Genomic DNA, 17,665 nt, shown 5'->3' on the forward strand with positions numbered 1-17,665 from the left:
GAAGGTGACCATGACAATGCACCTCCGGCGCCGAACCCTGGGCGCCCTGACCACGCTCGCCCTGCTCGCCGCCGCAGGCTGCGGCGGCGACGCCGACGAAGCCACCGCCACCACCGCCGGCGACACCCTGCGGTACGTCTCGGTCGGCTCGCCCGCCACCGCCAGCAACGATCCCCACGGCGGCCTGGCCAACGAGGCCGACGCGCTGCGGTTCGCCCTCACCTACGACGTGCTCACCGGGCAGGGCCCCGACGGACGCACCCAACCCCGCCTGGCCGAGTCCTGGCAGGCCGACGACACCCAGACGAAGTGGCGGTTCACCCTGCGCAGGAACGCCACGTTCACCGACGGCCGGCCGGTCCGTGCCGCCGACGTGCTGTGGTCGCTGCGACGCATCGAACGCAAGGCGGCGGAAAACTACGGCCGACTCGCCAGCTTCGACATGACCGCCTCCCGCGCGGTGGACGAGCACACCGTGGAGATCGTCAGCCGTCAACCCTTCGCCGAGGTGCCCAGGGCGCTGGAGTCGATGACGTTCATCGTGCCGGAGAACGCCGACGACTTCGCCAACCCCGTCCCCGGCTCCGGACCGTTCCGGCTGGCCAGCAGCGACGCCCAGACCGCCGTGCTGGAACGCAACGAACGCTGGTGGGGCACCGCGCCGTCGCTGCGCCGCATCGAGGTCCGTTCCGTCACCGATCCGCAGGCCCGCGCCCAGGCGGTCCTCTCCGGACAAGCCGACGTGGCCGCCAGCGTCGCGCCGACCGCCGCGAAGCAGGCCGATGCCCGCGACGACCTGGCGTTGCTGCGCCGCCCCGCAGTCACCATGTACCCGTTCGTCATGCGCACCGACCGCAAGCCGTTCGACGACCCCCGCGTTCGGGAGGCGTTCAAACTGGCCGCCGACCGGCCGGCCCTGGTCGACGCGGTCTTCCTCGGCTACGGCCAGGTCGGCGACGACGTCCTCGCCCCGGCCGACCCGTCCGCGCCAAGCGGGCTGACCCCCCGGCAGCGGGACCTCGACCGCGCCCGGCAGCTGCTCGCCGAGGCCGGGCACGCCAAGGGCCTGACCGTGACCCTGCACACCACCACCTCCTACCCCGGCATGGACACCGCCGCCACGCTCTTCGCCCGTCAGCTCGCCGACGTCGGCGTGACGGCGCAGGTGAAACTGAACCCGCCGGACACGTACTTCACCACGGTCTGGGCCAAGCAGGGCTTCTACACCGGATACTTCGGCGGCATCCCGTTCTTCGACGTGGCCCGGGTGTCCCTGCTGTCCACCTCGCCAACCAACGAGACCGCCTGGAAGAAGCCCGGGTTCGACGCCGCCCTCACCACCGCCCTGGCCAATCCCGACGAGACGGCCCGTAACCGAGCCCTGGGAGACCTGCAGCGGCAGGTTCGCGACGAGGGCGGCTACGTGGTCTGGGGGACCGGCGAGGGACTCGACCTGACCCGTGCCGGCGTCGAGGGACTGCCCACCGGCCCCGGCTTCGCCAAGCTCTTCATCGATCAGGCGCGGCTGACGCGATGATGCTGCGGGCCCTGCTGCGGGCTCCGCTGCTGCTGGCCGGGGTCTCGGTGGTGGTTTTCGCCGCCACCGAGACCCTGCCCGGCGACGCCGCGGCGGCGCGTACCGCCGGGCGGGCGGACGCCGCGCAGCTCGCTGAGCTGCGCGCCCGTACCGGCCTGGACCAGCCGGCATGGCAGCGGTACCTGGACTGGGCGGCCGGCCTCGCCCACGGCGATGCCGGGGTGTCCCTGCTGTCGGACCGGCCGGTCACCGACCTGATCGGACAGCGGCTGCCCGCCACCGCGGCGCTGGCCCTCGCGGCCCTCGCGGTGGCCGTGCCGACGATGCTGGCCCTGGCCTGGCTGGCCGCTGTCCCGTCGACGATGGGACGCCTGGCGTCCGCGGTGGCCACCGTCCTCGCGGCGGTCCCGCAGGTCGTCGTGGCCGCCGGCCTGATCGCCCTGTTCGCCGGGGCGCTGACCTGGCTGCCCCCGGTGTCGCTGCTGCCCGTCGGTGGTGTGCCCGACCTCCGGGTCCTGGCGCTGCCCGCCCTGGCGATGGCCCTGCCGTCGGCGGCGTACGGCGCGACACTGTTGCGCGGTGCGGTCGCCGACACCCTCGCCCGGGCCCACGTCCGCGACGCCCACCTGCGCGGCGTGCCCCGGCGGCGGATCGTCGTGCACGAGGTCGGGCCCTTCCTGCTCGCCCCGACCGCGCGGATCGTCGCCGTGGTCGCCGGTGGCATGGTCGCCGCCAGCGCGCTGGTCGAGACACTGTTCGGCTACGCGGGACTCGGCGAGTTGCTGACCGGCGCGGTCGCCAACCGGGACACCCCGGTGGTGCAGGCGGTGGCGATGCTCGCCGCGGTGGTGGTGCTCGCCGGGCTGCTCGTCGCCGACCTGGTCGCCGCGCTGACCGACCCGCACCGGACGACGACGCCGCACCGGACGATCGCTGTGGGGAGAACGTCGTGACCGGCCGACCGGGCCTGTTCGCATGGGCCGCCCGGATGGTGCTGATCGGCGCCGTCCTCGCCGGAGTCGCCGTCGCCGTGGCCGGGACCGCCCTGGCGCCGCACGACCCGACCGCACCGCTGAGCGCCCCGTGGAGCCCACCGACCGGGGCCAGCCCTCTGGGCACCGACGCGCTCGGCCGGGACGTGCTGTCCCGGGTGCTCGCCGGCGGGGCGTACCTGACGGTCACCTCGGCCCTGGCCGCGGCGGCCGCCTGCGCCGTCGGGGTGGCCGTCGGCCTGACGGCCGGCTGGCGCCCGGGGCCCACCCGGCTGCTGACCTCTGCGGCCGATCTCCTGCTCGCGGTGCCACTGCTGCTCGTCGCGATCGTCCTGGCCGTCGCGTTGCCCGGACCGGCGGCGGTGGTCGCTGCCACGGTGTGCGGGGGCGCGCCGCTGACCCTGCAGCTGGTGGCCGACGGCGTACGGCAGGTGCGGCACGCCGGATTCGTCGAGGCCGCGCTCGGCCGCGGTGAGCCCGCCGCGCTCATCCTGCTGCGCGAGGTGCTGCCGGCGCTGGCCGGGCAGGTCGGTGCGGACCTGTCCGCCCGCTTCGTGATGGCGTTGCAGCTCACTGCGGCGCTGGGCCTGCTCGGCCTCGGCCCCGCGCCGCCGGCCGCCGACTGGGCGGCGATGATCCGGGAGAACGTCACCGGGGTCGCCCTCAACCCGGCCGCGCTGGTCGCCCCCGCCGCCGCCCTCGCAGTGGTGGCCCTGCTCGTCGCCGCCGTCGGTCACATCGCGGCCCCGGCGGCCGGGAGACCGTCGTGACGGGGCTGCGGGTCACGGACCTGCGGCTGGTCGACCGCCGTGGCCGTACCGTGACCGGCCCGGTCGACCTGCACGCCGCACCGGGCGAGGTGGTCGCCGTGGTGGGCCCCTCCGGCAGTGGCAAGACGACCCTGGTGGCCGGCCTGCTCGACGCGCTGCCGGACGGGGTGCGCCGGGCCGGGGGAGTGGTCACCTGGCAGGGGTCGGTGATCGCCCCGGGCGACCGCGCGCGCCGCTGGCGCCGCCGACACGTGGGCGTGGTCGGGCAGGACCCCCGGGGCGCGCTGCACCCGCTGCGACGGGTCACCGGGCTCGTCGGCGAGGCCGCACCGGATCCGCGCGCGGTCGCCACCGCCTTGACCGCGGTCGGTCTCGACCCGGTCGACCACGGCGGCCGGCGGGCGCACCAGCTCTCGGGCGGACAGGCACAGCGGGTGGTCATCGCCCGCGCGCTGGTCGCCGACCCGCCCCTGCTGGTGCTGGACGAACCGACCAGCGCGCTCGACGCCGCCTCCCGAGACCTCGTCGCCGCCGCCGTGCGTGCCCGCCGGGGCGACCCCCGCTACGTCACCGTCCTCGTGTCGCACGACCCGGACCTCGTCGCGTCGTTGGCCGACCGGGTCGTCCGGATCGGTCCACCGGCCCGCCCGACGGCGGCGCGGGAGCTGCCGGCCCCCCCGGTCGGCGCGCCGGTGCTGACCATACGCGGGCTGACCCTCGCCCAGCCGCCGGGCGGTGCCATCCTCTTCTCCGACGTGCGGCTCGACGTCGCCGAGGGCGAGTTCGTCGCACTGCTCGGCCCCTCGGGCTGCGGTAAGAGCACCCTGCTGCGCGCTCTCGCCGGGCTGCACCCGGCCGCTGCCGGGACGGCGCACGTCGGCGGTGTCGAGCTGCCCTGGCCGGTGCGCACCCGTCCTCGGCACCTGCTGCGAGCGGTCCAACTGGTCGGTCAGCACCCCGGCGACGCCCTCAACCCGGCCCACCGGGTGCGTGCCACCCTGCGTCGGCCGTTACGCACGCTCGGCGGCGTCGCCCGGTCCGCCGCCGGGTCCGCCGCAGAGGCGCTGCTGTGCCAGGTCGGCCTCGACCCCGGCCTGGCCGCGCGCCGCCCCGGGCAACTGTCCGGCGGGCAACGCCAGCGGGTCGCCCTGGCCCGCGCACTGGCCGCCGGACCCCGGATCCTGCTGGCCGACGAGATCACCGCCGCGCTGGACACCGCCACCGCCAGCACCGTCCTCGACCTGCTCGACCGGCTGCGCGGCGACGGGCTGGCCGTGCTCGCGGCCACCCACGACCCGGCGGTCGCAGCCCGCGCCGACCGGGTCCTGCTGTCGCACGACCACACCCTCGTCCCCCGGGAGGAACGCGCACATGTCCGCTGACCCGATCGCCCCCGCCGTGAGCCTCGACAGTGTCGTCGAGGTCCTCCGCGCCCACCCGTGGGTCGGCGGCGTCCGCGCCGACGACGACGGCGTACGGGTCACCGCCGACCCGGCCGCCCTCGTCGCCGGTGCCCACCCCGGTCCGCTGGTCGCGGAGTTTCTCGACCAGTGGAGCGAGGTCTACGACGCCACCTACCGGGCCGCGGGCGGCCGACACGCCGAGGACCTGGACCTGTCCGGCTGGCGGGCCACCGACACCGGCCGGCCGCTGCCCACCGGGCACATGCGGCAGTGGCTGGACCACACCGTCGACCTGATCCTCGGCGCCCGCCCCCGGCACGTGCTCGAACTGGGCTGCGGCACGGGCCTGCTGCTGCACCGGCTGCGCCCGCACGTCGCGGGTTACGTCGGCACCGATGTCGCGCCGCACGCGGTGTCGACCCTCAACGCCGACGCCCCGCCGCACGTGCGGGTGGTGACCGCCGCCGCTCACGAGCTGACCGGGAACGTGGTCCGCGCGGCGCTGGCGGATCTCCGGTTTCCCGATGGCCGCCCCGACTGCGTGCTGTTGAACTCGGTCACGCAGTGCTTCCCGGACGTGGCCTACCTGACGTACGTGCTCGGTGCCGCCGTCGAGCTGGTGGCGCCCGGCGGCACGGTGTTCGTCGGCGATGTCCGGCACGCGGGCCTGCACCAGCACTTCTGCCGCTGGGCGGAACGGGCCGCGACAGCCGACGCCGCCGACACGGACCTGGCCCGGCGCGCCCAGCAGCGGGCGGAGCGCGACGAGGAACTGCTGGTCGACCCGGCCACGGTCGCCGCGGCGGCGCTCGGGGTGACCGGCCGAAACGTGCGCGTCGCGGTGCACGCCAAGACGATGCAGGAGGACAGTGAGCTGACCCGCTACCGCTACGACCTCGTGCTGCACGTGGACCCGCCGGCCGCCCACCCCACGGCGACGGAGATCGCCTGGACCGACCTGCCGGCCACCGACCGTCCGGCGGCGCTGCGGCAGGCCGCCACCGGTGCGGTACGGATCCGTGGCGTGCGCAACGCGCTGCTGCACCCGCGGGACCCGGACGCCGTCACCGCGCACCACCTGTGGGCGACCGTCGGCGGGCGGGCCGCCGTGCTGCTGGACCCGCACGAGCCGGGTCTGCTCGAGGTGGCCTCGCCCCGGGTCGCCACACGACCGGCCGCCGAGGTCGCCGTCGGCGTTCGCCGGGCGCACGAGCCGCTGCCCGGGTACGTCCGACGCCGGCTGGCCGAGGAGGCCCGACGCCTGCTGCGCCGTCGGTTGCCGGCCGCCGCCGGCGTACGGGTCACCGTCGACCTTCCCGAGGTGGCACGGTGACCGGGGCGGACCTTGGCCGGCGGGCCGCCCAGGCGGGTGAGGCCGCGCTGGCCGGCGTGGACCGCGCCGCCCTGCCGGGCTTCATGCGCCGGCTCGACGAGGCGGCGCTGCTGGCGATGGCGGCCACCCTGCACGGCGCGGGAGCCTTCGTCGACGGAAGGGCCCACACCACCGACCAGGTCGCCGACCTGCTCCGGGTCGCGGTGCGGCACCGGTGGATCCTGCGACGCTGGCTGACCGTGCTGACCCGGGAGGGATGGCTGCGGCACGACGACGACACCGGCCGTCACCATCACCTCCGCCCGGCCAGCCGGGCCGACCTGGCCGCCGCCACCCGCGACTTGGACGCTGCCCGTGCCGGCCTGGGCTATCCGGCGGCGATGACCCGCTTCTTCACCACCTCCGCCGAGCACCTGCCGGAGTTGCTGCGCGACGAGATCCCGTTGCAGGCGCTGCTCTTCGCCGACGACGACCTGGCCACCGCCGAGGCCGCCTACAAGGACAACGTGATCAACGGCTACCTCAACGCCGTCGCCGGCCGGGTTCTCGGTGACCTGGCCGGGCGCCGCCGGGGGCCGGAGCCCCTGCGGGTGCTGGAGCTCGGCGCGGGGGTCGGCGGCACGACCGCCGACGTGCTGCCCGCCCTGGCGGACCGTCCGGTGGTGTACCAGTTCACCGACGTGTCCCGGTTCTTCCTCGAGGCGGCCCGGGAGCGGTTCGCCGGATACGGGTTCCTCCGCTACGGACTCTTCGACATCAACGCCGACGTGCTGCGTCAGGGCGTGCCGGCCGGGTCGCAGGACGTGCTGCTGGCCGCCAACGTGGCGCACAACGCCGTGGACGTCACCCGCCTGCTCGGCGGCCTGCGGGACCTGCTTGCCGCGGACGGAGTGCTCCTGCTGATCGAGTCCTGCCGTGAGCACCACCAGATCGCGACGTCGATGCAGTTCCTCATGTCGGCCCGGCCCGGCGTGCCGGCCGCTGGCAGCGCCGACCTGCGCGCCAGCACCGATCGGATCTTCCTGACCCGGGAGCAGTGGCTGACGCAGTTGACCGCAGCCGGGTTCACCCCGATGTTGTGCCTGCCCACCGTGGACGATCCGCTGGCCGCGCTCGGACAGCACGTCTTCGTCGCCGGCCGCTGAGCCCCGGCGGGTGCTCGCTGCCGGGCCGGGACACGGCGTCGGCCCGGCAGCGTGCGAAATCAGTCGGCGCGTACCGCGCGGACGACGTCCAGGGGGCCGACCTCGGTGGTCAGGCCGGCCTCGGCGAGTTCCGAGCGCAGGCCCGCGACGGAGAGGACGTGCCAGGCGTACTCCACAGTGCTTTCCCGCACCGGCGAGCCGTCGGGCCCGAGGACCCGGTAGCGCATCCGCCAGGTGACCGCGTCCGGACCGGCGGGCTCGGCGGAACCGCCGCCCTCGTAGGTGTACCGACCGACACCGACGGTGCCAAAGACGGTCTCCGGGATCGACGCCGGTTCGGCCGGCGGTTGCAGGTTGACCACCAGGGGCGCCCCGGGCGAGAGCCGGGCGGCGATCCGTCGCCACAACGTTCGCCGCCCGGCCGGGTCCAGGTGCCCGATCATGTTCATCGCCAGGACGGCGCCGAGCCTGTCGGGCAGTTCGACGCCGAGGGCGTCCCCGGCCACCACGGTGACCCGACGTCGTAGGTCGTCGTCCGCAGCGACGCGGGACAGCAGCACGGCCCGCAGAACCGACGACGGCTCGACCGCGACGATCTCGGCGGCGGGGTGGGACGCAGCCAGCACCGCCGTGCCGAGGCCTGTGCCGGCACCGATGTCGACGGCCGGCCCGTCCGGTGGCGTCGTGTGGCGCAGCGCGATCCCCACGGGAGTACGCAGGGCCTGCCACGCTGGCTCGCTGAGGAGATGGAGGAACTCTCCGGACGCCTGGTAACCGTCGGTCATGCCCGCTCCCTGTCGTCGTCGACCACGGCTACCCGCCGCGTACCCGCGGCCTCGACGATAGTGGAAATCGTTTCCGTTTTCGAATAGGGTCGGCATCCCGATCGCCCGCATCACCGGAGGCTGCTCCCGTATGACCGCCACCCCCACCGCCGTGCCCGCCGGGGACGACGCGCTGGCCGTCCTCGCCGACATCTGGGCCGACCTGCTCGACCTTGACCCGCGAACCGTGCCGGGCGACGTCAGCTTCCTGCGCCTGGGCGGCGACTCCGTGCTGGCGGTACGCATGTCGGCCCTGGTGCGTCGACGTCTCGGCGTCCAGCTCGCGCTGGCCGACGTCCGGGTCGACACCACGCTCGCCGACCTGACGGCCCTGGTCGCCCGGCGCGCCGAGGGCACCGGACCCGCCGGCGGCGCGCTGCCGGTGGAGTTGCGCCGCCGAGCCGACCCGCAGGCGTCCTTCGCGCTGCTGCCGCTGCAACAGGGCTACTTCGTCGGCCAGCAGCACGGCTGGGAGCTCTCGTACGACTCCGCCCACTACTACCTCGACCTGGGCCTGCACGACCTGGACCCCGATGACGCACCGGAGGCCCTGGCCGACGCCCTGCACCGCCTCGCGGCGCACCAGCCCACCCTGCGCGCCCGGGTCACACCCGACGGGCAGCAGTACGTCCTGCCGCTCGACGCACCCGACGCGGTCCCGCAGGTACGCGTGCGGGACCTGCGCGCCGAGCCCGCCCCCCAGGCATGCCTCGACGCGATCCGCGAAGAGATGAGCACCCACGGGCCCGACCCCGTCCACGGCCCCGGCGTCGACGTCCGGCTGAGCCTGCTGCCCGGCGGCCGTGGGCGACTGCACCTGTCACTCAGTCTCCTGCTGGTCGACGGCTGGTCGTCCAACGTGCTCACCCGCGAGTTGCTGACCCTGGCCGCCGACTGGAACGCCACCCTTCCCCCGCTCGGGATGGACTTCGCCGACTACGTGACCACCTTGTCCGGGCTGCCCACCAGCGCGCAGGGGACCGCCGACCGGGACTGGTGGCGGGCCCACCTGCCGGAACTGCCCCGACCGCCCGCGCTGCCGCTGAGCCGGGACCCTCGGGCCGTCACGCCCCGCCGGATGACCAACCGGGAGACCCGCATCCCGGCCGACGTCTGGGCTGCCATCCGGCAGCGGTGCGTCGAACACGGCGTCACGCCCTCCAGCGCACTGCTTACCGGCTACGCCGTCACCTTGGCACGCTGGGCGGGGCACCGCCGGATGCTGCTCAACACCCTCCAGCTCAACCGGCTGCCGTTGCACCCGGACGTGCACCGGGTGGTCGGCGCGTTCGCCTCCACGATGCTGTTGCCGCTGAACCTGGCACCCGGGACCGTCGCTGACCTCACCGCCCACACGCACCGCCGGGTCGGTGACCACGCCGCCCACAACCTCGTGTCCGGCGTCGAGGTCGCCCGCGAGCTCGGCCGCCTTCGTGGCACCCGGCGACCCGTCGCCCCGGTGGTCTTCCTCAGCACCATCGGCATGGACGCCGCCATGGGGGAGCGCGCCCCACGCCACGCGGGCCCCCTCGGCGCGGTCACTGTCGCCGACCACCACCACCAGCTGCGCACCCCGCAGGTGGCCCTGGAAGCGCGACTGTTCGAGCTGCACGACGAGTTGGCCCTGGTCTTCAGCACCGTGGAGGAGATCTTCGACCCTGAGCAGGTCGACCGCGCCTTCACCGCCTTCACCGCCTACGCCACCGCCCTCGCCGACCCCGCGACCTGGGCGTCGTCGGTGCAGCTGCCCCCCGCCGCCGACCCGGTGACCGCCGGTGTCGGCGAACTACGCCTCGGACACCTCGACGAGCCCGCCGCTGCCGGCCCCGCCTCCGCGCAACCCGGCCGAGACGATCCGCGCGCCCCCGCGCGCCCCGGCCCGCCCCGCGACGACCTCGAACGCCGCATCGCCGTCGCCTTCGCCGACGTGCTCGGAGAACCCGTCGCCGACCGCGCCGCCGACTTCTTCGCCCTCGGCGGCGACTCCCTGCTCGCCGTCCGAGCCCTGGCCGGGCTGGCCCGCGACGGACTCGCCGGCGTAACCGTTCGCGACTTCCTGGCCGACCCCACCGTCGCCGGTCTCGCCGCCACCGCGCGCCGCGCCGCCGCCTGCTGACAAGGAGCACGACATGTACGACGTCATCATCATCGGCGCCGGCGCCGCCGGGCTCAGCGCCGCCCAGGTCCTCGGCCGACAGCAGCGCCGCACCCTGCTCCTCGACGGCGGCGCGCCGCGCAACAGCCCCGCCGACGGGGTGCACATGTACCTCAGCCGCGACGGCTACCCACCGCTGGACCTCCTCGCGGCCGGCCTCCGGGAGGTGGCGGCCTACCCGAGCGTGGAGGTCCACCACGGGCGCGCGGACAGCGTCGCCGGCAGCCTCGACGGCTTCACCGTGGCGCTCCTTGACGGGACCGTCCACCACGCCCGCCGACTCCTGCTGGCCACCGGCCAGGTCGACGAGCCCTGGCCGGTTCCGGGTGTGCCCGAGCGGTGGGGACGCAGCGTCTTCCACTGTCCGTTCTGCCACGGCTGGGAGGCCCGCGGCCGGAGCATCGCCGTTCTCGGCCGCGAGCCGGCCCAGGTCATGCTGGCCGCGTACCTGGCCGACCGGTTCAGCGACGACATCGTGGTGGCCACCGACGGCCCTCACGAGCTGCCGCCGTCGGTGCTGGGGAATCTGACCCAGCTGAAGATCCGGTTGATCGAGACGCCCGTCGCTGAACTCGGCGGTGACCTCGACGCGTTGGAACTGCGTTTCGCCGACGGCACCGTCCTGCCTCGGCAGGCCGTGTTCCACCGGGCGCCCACCCGTCAGGGCGCCCCGTTCGCCGCCCAGCTCGGCGCCGAACTGCTGCCCGACGGGTATGTCCGGGTGGACGAGTTCGCCCAGACCACCGTCCCGGGTGTCTCCGCCGCGGGCGACCTCGCCCGGCTGCCCGCCCTGCCCGACGGTCTCACCCTGCTCAGCCAGGCCGCCGCCGACGGCGTGCGCGCCGCCGTCTGGCTTGAGCAGGGCCTCTTCCGGGCCGCCCTGCCCGTTGCCCCGGGCTGAGCGCCGCGTGCGGCGAGGTGTACGGGCGGCTCGCGTCAGCGGGCGGGGGTGAGGCCGAGGACCTCGGCGGCGGGCGCGGGTCCCATCAGGAAGCCGGGGTCGATCTGGGCGGTGAGGTCGGTCCCGGTCTGCTCGTTGGCCCAGGCGGCCGCGTTGCGGCGGTGGAAGTCGTGCGCGTGTCGGGTGAGTGCCGGCCAGTCCTGCACGGTGGCGTCGACCGTGTCGGTCAGCTTGTGCAGCACGACCCGGTTGGTGGCCTCGAGGTCGTCCAGCGGGCCGACGGCGCCCCGTTCCGCCCGACGGATGTACGTCGAGCGGCTGACCCAGGTGAGCAGGTCGGCGCCGACGTGCTCGCGCAGGAAGTCCACGTCGGAGGGGTCCTCGATCTTGTTGCCGACGACCGAGAGTGCGACGCCGTAGTCGCGGGCGTAGCCGGCGTACTGGCGGTACACGCCGACGCTGCGCAGGGTCGGCTCGCAGACCAGGAAGGTTCGGTCGAAGCGGGTGAACAGGCCGGAGGCGAAGGAGTCGGCGCCAGCGGTCATGTCCACCACCACGTACTCGCCGGGGCCGTCGACGAGGTGGTTGAGTAGCAGTTCGACCGCGCCGACCTTGGAGTGGTAGCAGGCCACGCCGAGGTCGTCCTCGGTGAACGCGCCGGTGACGGCGAGGCGTACGTCGCCGACCCGGCGGACGCACGCGGCGTAGATCGGGTTCTCCTCATCCACCCTCACCAGGCGCGAGCCGGCGCCGGGCGGGGTGGTCTTGACCATCTCCGCGGCGGAGGCGATCCGCGGGTTGTCACCGCGCAGGTACTCCTTCATCTGCGGCAGGAACTCACCGAGCGGTGTGAGCTGCGCCGCGCACTGCGGGGTGCCGCCGAGTGCCACCGCGAGATGCTGGTTGATGTCGGCGTCGATGGCCAGCACCGGGTGCCCGCCGTCGGTCAGGTGGCGTGCGAGGAGCGCCGCGAGCGTCGTCTTCCCGCTACCGCCCTTTCCGACGAATGCGATCTTCATCAGGATTGCTCCCACTCTTCGGATATGGAAACCATTTCCATGCCACGCACTGTAGTGGGTTGCGGGGCGGCCTGTGGGGAGTCCGCCGAAGGCGTGGCGTGTCGGCGCTGTGGGCCTTCGTCCCCTGCGGCGCGGCGTCGACGTCACCGACTACCTCGCCCGCCAGTGCTGCCACCGTCCGCGCAGCCGAGTCAGCGGTACAGGAGGCCGCAGACCAGCAGCGCGCAACCGAGCCAGCCGCTGAACGCCGCCAGTGTGCCCGTGGCTGTCGCCGACGTGATCCGGCCGACGAGGAACCGGTGCGCCAGCAGCGAGACGACCAGGCTGCCGACGAGCGGCAGCGCGCCGAGCCGAAGCAGGTCCCATACGCCCGGGCCGTCGTAACAGGCCAGCGTCTTCTCCGCGCACAGCCTCGCGGGGCCGGGGGTTTGCGGGCCCAGGCCCACGAACTCCGGTCCGAGGATCCAGGTCGCCGCGGCGATCGGTGCGAGCACGGCGAACGCGTACCAGCCGGCCAGCACGGCAAGGCTCCGTCGGGCCCGGGTCCACTGCATCGCGAGAGACTAGCAACCGGGGCTCGGCCGACCGTCGACTTCGACGCCCACCGGATCGCTGCCGGCCGCCACCGCCCCCAGCGCGGGCGGCGCGGCGGCGGCGAAGCGCGCGGCGCGACCGACGTCCGGCCGGGTCACGGCGTCAGGCGCTTCTCGAACCAGTGGTGGGCGTAGGGCTCGGCGTTGTACGCCTCGATCTCGCGGTAGCCGCAGGCGCGGTACATCGCGATCGCCTCGGTGAGGGTGCGGTTGGTGTCGAGCCGGACGGCCGTCCAGCCCCGCTCGGCCGCGTGCCGTTCCAACTCGCTCAGCATCCGCCGCCCGAGCCCGAGCCCGCGTACGGCGTCCGCCACCCAGACCCGCTTGATCTCGGCGGGCGCGTCCCGGTGCAGCTTGACCGCGCCGCAGCCGACCGGCTCGGCGTTGAGGGTGGCGAGCAGGAACACGCCGGCCGGGGGGACGAGTTCCTCGTCGTGGACCGGGTTGCTGCGGCCCGGGTCGAACCCGCCGTCGAAGCGTCGCGCCACCTCCCGGGCGTAGGCCCGCACGCACGCGCGGGCCCGCGGGTCGCCCGGCGGGCAGGGCTCGATGAGCACCATCGACGCGACGAGCAGCCGCTCCACCTCGGCCATCGCCGCGACGAGCCGCTCGCGGCGTCGCCCGGTCAGCGGCGCGAGGATCGACCGGGCGAACTCGTCGGAGCGCTCGTCGAGCTCGCTCCACTCGGCGCGGCCGGCGTCGGTGAGCGCGGCGACCCGGACCCGGGCGTCCGCGCCGACCTGGTCGGAGGGCCCGACGGTGACGAGCCCGTCGCCCTCCAGGGCGCGCAGGAGGCGGCTGAGGTGGCCCGAGTCCAGCCCGAGCCGGGACCGCAGTGCCGCGACCTCGGCACCGCCGGGGCCGATCTCCCACAGCAGGCGGGCCTGCGCGAGGGGGCGGGCCCGCGCCATGTACTCGTCGTCGAGTGCCCCCACCCGTTGGGTGACCGTCCGGTTGAACCGCCGCACGGCGGCGATGTGCTCCGCTTCCATGATGCCTGACCTTAGTCAGGCATGTGTAGCCCGCGCCAGCGCCGCGCGCAGGAGTGCGCGACGGGGCCCTGCCGGCGATCCTGCGGGGGCCGGCGCGACGGCCCCGGGGCGGCGCGGTGGGCGCCGTCCCGGGGCCGTTCGGTCACCCGACGCTCAGGAGGCGGTGCAGGAGCGCACCAGCGGGCGCGTCCAGGTGCCGTTGGCCATCGTGGTGAACCCGAAGACGTTGCCGCTGCCGTTGGACCGCATGCTCATGACGTTCCCGCTGCCGTCCCAGCTCGGGGTGCCGTTCCAGGTGGCGGAGACCTTCTGCGGGGGCGTCACCTCGACGACCACGGTCCAGTTGGTGGCGCCGCTGACCGTGACCTCGCTGTTGAACCGGTCGCCCCACCGGGTGCCGTCGCGCAGGGTGGCGGTGCAGCTTCCGCCCGGCGGCGGGGTGGTCGGGCCGGTCGTCGGCGGCGGCGTGGTCGGCGGGGGAGTGCCGTTGTTCAGGGCGGCGAGGACCGCGTCGTACGCGGGCTTGCGGTTGCCGCCGTTGTCGAACAGCAGCGGGCTGTCGGAGGCCCGCCAGGAGTCGCTGTCCCGGATCCCCCAGACGGTGATGCCGGTGCACCGGGCGACCGCGAGGCAGTCGTTGACCACGTTGCGGTACGTGGTGGCCGAGGCCCCGGCGATGTCCAGCTCGGTGATCTGGATGTCGACGCCGAGCGCCGCGAAGCTGGACAGGGTGGTGCGGTAGTTGCCCGGGTAGGGCGAGCCGCTGTTGAAGTGCGACTGGAAGCCCACGCAGTCGATCGGGACGCCACGCTGCTTGAAGTCGCGGACCATGGCGTAGACGGCCTGGGTCTTGGCGTGGCTCCAGTCGTCGGTGTTGTAGTCGTTGTAGCAGAGCTTGGCGCCGGGGTCGGCGGCCCGGGCGGCCCGGAACGCCGCCTCGATCCAGTCGTTGCCGGTGCGCTGGAGGTTCGAGTCACGCCGGGCCCCGCTGCCGCCGTCGGCGAACGCCTCGTTCACCACGTCCCAGGCCACCACCTGACCACGGAAGTGGGTGGCCACCTGGGTGACGTGGTGGAGCATCGCCTGGCGCAGCGCGCTGCCGCTCATGTTCTGCATCCACCCGGGCTGCTGCGAGTGCCAGGCCAGGGTGTGGCCCCGCACGCTCATGCCCCGGCTGCGGGCGTGGCTGACGATCCGGTCGGCGTTGGCGAAGGTGAACTGGTTCTGCTGCGGCTCGGTGGCGTCGATCTTCATCTCGTTCTCGGGCGTCACCGAGTTGAACTCGCGGTTGAGGATCGTGACGTAGGTGTTGTCGCTGAGCTTGTTGGCGGCGACGGCGGTGCCGAAGTAGCGGCCGCGCTCCGCCGCCGACGCGCCCAAGGTGGTGCCGGCGCTCGCCGCGCCGGGCAGGACCGTGACGCCGGTCGCGGCGAGCAGTCCCACTGCCGCGACGGCGAGGGCCGCGCGTGCGCGCGAGCGCGATCTCGGCCGGGTGTCCCGGCGGCACCTCTCGATCATCTTCGCTCCTTCGGGGGGCGGTCCGCGCCGTCGGGGCGGACCGGTGTGGTGGGGGTGTGCCTGATCGAGGCCGCTCGGCGGTCTGCACCGAAACGTTCGCGAGCTGCTGTCATCGACCCCGATGGATGTGGAGTATGGCAGCGCGACGCGCGGGTGAGCAAGAATTTCCGGAAAACTATCGATAGCCTATGGGGGGATCACTCCGAGGGGCTCGAGCTGCCCAGCAGGTCAGCGGGCGGGACGAAGCGCGACCGGCACCCACACCGATCCTCGTGCGATCAGCCTGAGTGCCCGTCGGCTTGGTTTTTTCGGAGTGCTTCCGTAACGCGTCGGGGTGGTGTCGGGCCCGGCCGTCCGGCGATCAGGCCTCACGCCTGGCCAGGCCGCCCATCTTCACCGCCGTGAACACCGCCGCGGCCAGCGCCACGTCGGAGAGCAGCATCAGGCCGATTGCGTACGACCCCTGCACGCCGTACACCCGGCCCATCACCAGCGGCGGGACGAACCCGCCGAGCCCGCCCGCGGCGCCGACCAGCCCGGTGACCGCGCCGGGCGTGACGGGTCCGGCCGTGACCTATCGCGCGGCGCCGGCCGCCGGGGTGATCCGGTCCCAGGCCGGGATGGGCAGCGCGATCACCGCGGCCGGGAAGAGTCCGTGCTCCTCGTTGTCGATGTGCCGGTGGAGCCGGTCCAACGCGACCAGCACCGCCGGCCAGTTCGGCGCCGTACGGTCGACCGCGCCGAGCACCCCGTGGATGTCCTCGTGTTCGGCGCAGAGCTTCTCCACCGCGTCGGCCAGGCTGCCCTCCGCCCGCAGTTCGACGAAGAGCCCCTCCTCCTCGGTGGCGGTGTGCGGGATCAGCAGGGCCAGCAGGGAGTCGAGCGCCGCCAGCGCGTCCGCGCCGCCGGCCCGCACCGCGTCACGCACCCGGCCGGCGGCGTTGGCGATCGCCTCGTGCTCGGCGGAGAGCCGGCCGATCAGGGGGAACTCCCGGCAGCCGCAGTAGTTGCACACGCTGATCATCTCCCGGATCACGACGACGTCCGGTCCCATCCTCGGCGCGGCTGCGGCACGGTCGGCAGGGCCGATGGGCCCGGTACACCGGGACGACGGGCCCGGACCGTCGGAGCCGGCGGTCGACGCCGCGCCCCACCAGCGCGCCGACCGCCGGGCGCATCCGGCGGACGGCCGCCCCGCCTGGCGACGGCGTGGTCGATCGGCAGGTCGCCCGGCTATGGTGTCGGCATGCAGGATCGGCACGGCCTCCGCCGCGTCGGCAAGCGGGTCTCGCTGCCGGCGCTGCTGATGCTGACCGTGCTGGTCATGGTGCTGTCCGCGGCCCGCTCCGTCGGGCTGTGCATCGTGTTCCGGCGCGCGCGGCGGGCCGTCCCCGGCTGCGTGCCCGCGTGGTCGGCCGACCGCGCTCCGCCCGGGCCGACGTTCGCCGTCTGAAGCCCGTCCGCCTCCCCGCGTCGCATGACGCGGGCCCGTGGCTTGGAGCACCATGCCGACCCCGCATCATGACCGATCCATCCTGCCCCGGTCCGTCAACGACGGACCCCGGCCCGGGGCGTACACCGCCCCGGCGCGGGGGCGGTGACCGTGCTGACCCCCGGCGCGTACGCCCGCCTCGGCCTGCGGCATCCCGTCGCCCTGGACCTGGGCACCTCGACGGTGCGGCTGTGGACACCGGCGTCCGGCACGGTCGTCACCGAGCCCGCCGTCGTCGCGTGGACGTCCTCCGGCGCCCAGGCCGTCGGGCGGGCCGCCATCGACCTGCGCGACACCGGCGACACGAAGCTGCTGTGGCCGGTGCGGCACGGCGTGGTGGCCGACTTCTTCGCCTGCGTACACCTGCTGCGGGTGGTGGCCGCGGCGAGCGGACGGCCCGGTGACGACGTCTCCCCGGTCGTGGTCGGCGTGCCGGCCACCGCCACGTTGCGACAGAAGGACCTCCTGGTCGCGGTGGTTCGCCGGGCCTTCGGCGGGCGCGTCGCCACGGTGGAGGAGCCGCTGGCCGCCGCCCTGGCCTGTCGGGCCGACCTCGACGGCGACGACGTGGTCGCCGTCGACATCGGACACGGCCGCACCGAGATCGCCCGCATCGCCGACCGCGCGGTCGAGGCGGCCGAGCGCGTCGACGTGCCCAACGCCCTCGACCAGGTGCCGCTGATCGCCGCCGCCGTACGACGCCTGGGCGCCCGGCCGGCGTGGCCGGGACGACGTCGGCTGCTGATCACCGGCGGCGGGGCGGCGCACCCGGAACTCGGGGCCCGACTGGCCGCGCTGACCGGTCGGATCGTCACGATGCCCGCCGACCCGCACCTGGCCACGCTCGCCGGCCTGCGCCTGCTGCTCACCGGCTGATGCTCGGGCGGTGCCGCACGGCGCCCCGGGGCGGCGCCGCGCGGCCGTCGCCGCCCACCGGCCGGCTGCCCGGCCGGGGCCCGAACCGCCTCGACCTTTCCACCACCTGGAGTTC

16 protein-coding genes and 1 pseudogene are annotated in these 17,665 nt (G+C 74.7%); 10 read left to right on the forward strand and 7 right to left on the reverse strand.

The features are described 5' to 3' along the window. The first annotated feature begins 10 nt into the window (after nt 1-10). The 6 genes from AB0G13_RS05725 to AB0G13_RS05750 are packed head-to-tail and all read left to right on the forward strand — an operon-like array spanning nt 11 to nt 7,180. Entirely contained in the window at nt 11-1,537 is a 1,527-nt protein-coding gene (locus AB0G13_RS05725; protein WP_357869399.1) for an ABC transporter substrate-binding protein, read from the forward strand. Continuing rightward, nucleotides 1,534-2,490, forward strand: coding sequence for an ABC transporter permease (locus AB0G13_RS05730; RefSeq protein ID WP_357869402.1), 957 nt, complete (start codon nt 1,534-1,536; stop codon nt 2,488-2,490). The genes AB0G13_RS05725 and AB0G13_RS05730 overlap by 4 nt, the downstream gene beginning before the upstream one ends. 35 nt (nt 2,491-2,525) lie before the next feature. Beyond that, nucleotides 2,526-3,299 (forward strand): ABC transporter permease subunit, encoded by a 774-nt coding sequence (locus tag AB0G13_RS05735; RefSeq protein ID WP_357869469.1) that lies wholly within the window; start codon nt 2,526-2,528, stop codon nt 3,297-3,299. Further along, entirely contained in the window at nt 3,296-4,681 is a 1,386-nt protein-coding gene (locus tag AB0G13_RS05740) for an ATP-binding cassette domain-containing protein (protein ID WP_357869405.1), read from the forward strand. The genes AB0G13_RS05735 and AB0G13_RS05740 overlap by 4 nt, the downstream gene beginning before the upstream one ends. A 16-nt stretch (nt 4,682-4,697) precedes the next feature. Then, nucleotides 4,698-6,035, forward strand: a complete 1,338-nt coding sequence (locus AB0G13_RS05745; protein WP_357869471.1) for a class I SAM-dependent methyltransferase — start codon at nt 4,698-4,700, stop codon at nt 6,033-6,035. Beyond that, nucleotides 6,032-7,180, forward strand: a complete 1,149-nt coding sequence (locus tag AB0G13_RS05750) for a class I SAM-dependent methyltransferase (RefSeq protein WP_357869408.1) — start codon at nt 6,032-6,034, stop codon at nt 7,178-7,180. The genes AB0G13_RS05745 and AB0G13_RS05750 overlap by 4 nt, the downstream gene beginning before the upstream one ends. A 59-nt stretch (nt 7,181-7,239) precedes the next feature. On the opposite strand, the gene AB0G13_RS05755 is transcribed toward AB0G13_RS05750, so the two are convergent. Next, a complete protein-coding gene (locus AB0G13_RS05755; protein WP_357869411.1) occupies nt 7,240-7,965 on the reverse strand; it encodes a class I SAM-dependent methyltransferase in 726 nt (241 codons plus the stop codon). A gap of 130 nt (nt 7,966-8,095) precedes the next feature. Between AB0G13_RS05755 and AB0G13_RS05760 the strand changes: the two genes are divergently transcribed. Continuing rightward, a complete protein-coding gene (locus AB0G13_RS05760) occupies nt 8,096-10,120 on the forward strand; it encodes a condensation domain-containing protein (protein WP_357869414.1) in 2,025 nt (674 codons plus the stop codon). 13 nt (nt 10,121-10,133) lie between these two features. After that, the gene (locus AB0G13_RS05765) at nt 10,134-11,060 is read left to right on the forward strand and encodes an NAD(P)/FAD-dependent oxidoreductase (RefSeq protein WP_357869417.1); all 927 of its coding nucleotides are present in this window, start codon (nt 10,134-10,136) and stop codon (nt 11,058-11,060) included. A gap of 35 nt (nt 11,061-11,095) precedes the next feature. Here the strand turns inward: AB0G13_RS05765 and AB0G13_RS05770 are convergent, their stop codons facing one another. The 6 genes and pseudogenes from AB0G13_RS05770 to AB0G13_RS05795 all read right to left on the reverse strand — a co-directional run bounded on the left by AB0G13_RS05770 (nt 11,096) and on the right by AB0G13_RS05795 (nt 16,197). Then, nucleotides 11,096-12,079, reverse strand: a complete 984-nt coding sequence (locus AB0G13_RS05770; RefSeq protein ID WP_357869419.1) for an ATP-binding protein — start codon at nt 12,077-12,079, stop codon at nt 11,096-11,098. A gap of 191 nt (nt 12,080-12,270) precedes the next feature. Continuing rightward, the gene (locus tag AB0G13_RS05775) at nt 12,271-12,633 is read right to left on the reverse strand and encodes a hypothetical protein (RefSeq protein ID WP_357869422.1); all 363 of its coding nucleotides are present in this window, start codon (nt 12,631-12,633) and stop codon (nt 12,271-12,273) included. Between the two features lie 134 nt (nt 12,634-12,767). Then, the gene (locus tag AB0G13_RS05780; protein WP_357869424.1) at nt 12,768-13,664 is read right to left on the reverse strand and encodes a bifunctional helix-turn-helix transcriptional regulator/GNAT family N-acetyltransferase; all 897 of its coding nucleotides are present in this window, start codon (nt 13,662-13,664) and stop codon (nt 12,768-12,770) included. A 153-nt stretch (nt 13,665-13,817) separates the two neighbouring features. Next, nucleotides 13,818-15,182 (reverse strand): endo-1,4-beta-xylanase, encoded by a 1,365-nt coding sequence (locus AB0G13_RS05785; protein ID WP_357869427.1) that lies wholly within the window; start codon nt 15,180-15,182, stop codon nt 13,818-13,820. 361 nt (nt 15,183-15,543) lie between these two features. Further along, nucleotides 15,544-15,726 (reverse strand): annotated as a pseudogene (locus AB0G13_RS05790) (MFS transporter); the annotation flags it as partial. A gap of 30 nt (nt 15,727-15,756) precedes the next feature. Beyond that, a complete protein-coding gene (locus AB0G13_RS05795; RefSeq protein ID WP_357869474.1) occupies nt 15,757-16,197 on the reverse strand; it encodes a hemerythrin domain-containing protein in 441 nt (146 codons plus the stop codon). Between the two features lie 231 nt (nt 16,198-16,428). On the opposite strand from AB0G13_RS05795, the gene AB0G13_RS05800 reads away from it, so the two are divergent. Next, the gene (locus AB0G13_RS05800; RefSeq protein WP_357869429.1) at nt 16,429-16,635 is read left to right on the forward strand and encodes a hypothetical protein; all 207 of its coding nucleotides are present in this window, start codon (nt 16,429-16,431) and stop codon (nt 16,633-16,635) included. Nucleotides 16,636-16,779: 144 nt separating this feature from the next. Continuing rightward, the gene (locus tag AB0G13_RS05805; RefSeq protein ID WP_357869432.1) at nt 16,780-17,550 is read left to right on the forward strand and encodes a rod shape-determining protein; all 771 of its coding nucleotides are present in this window, start codon (nt 16,780-16,782) and stop codon (nt 17,548-17,550) included. Nucleotides 17,551-17,665: the final 115 nt, after the last annotated feature.

This window comes from Micromonospora sp. NPDC023633, assembly GCF_040640035.1.
In the GTDB taxonomy this organism is placed as follows: domain Bacteria; phylum Actinomycetota; class Actinomycetes; order Mycobacteriales; family Micromonosporaceae; genus Micromonospora.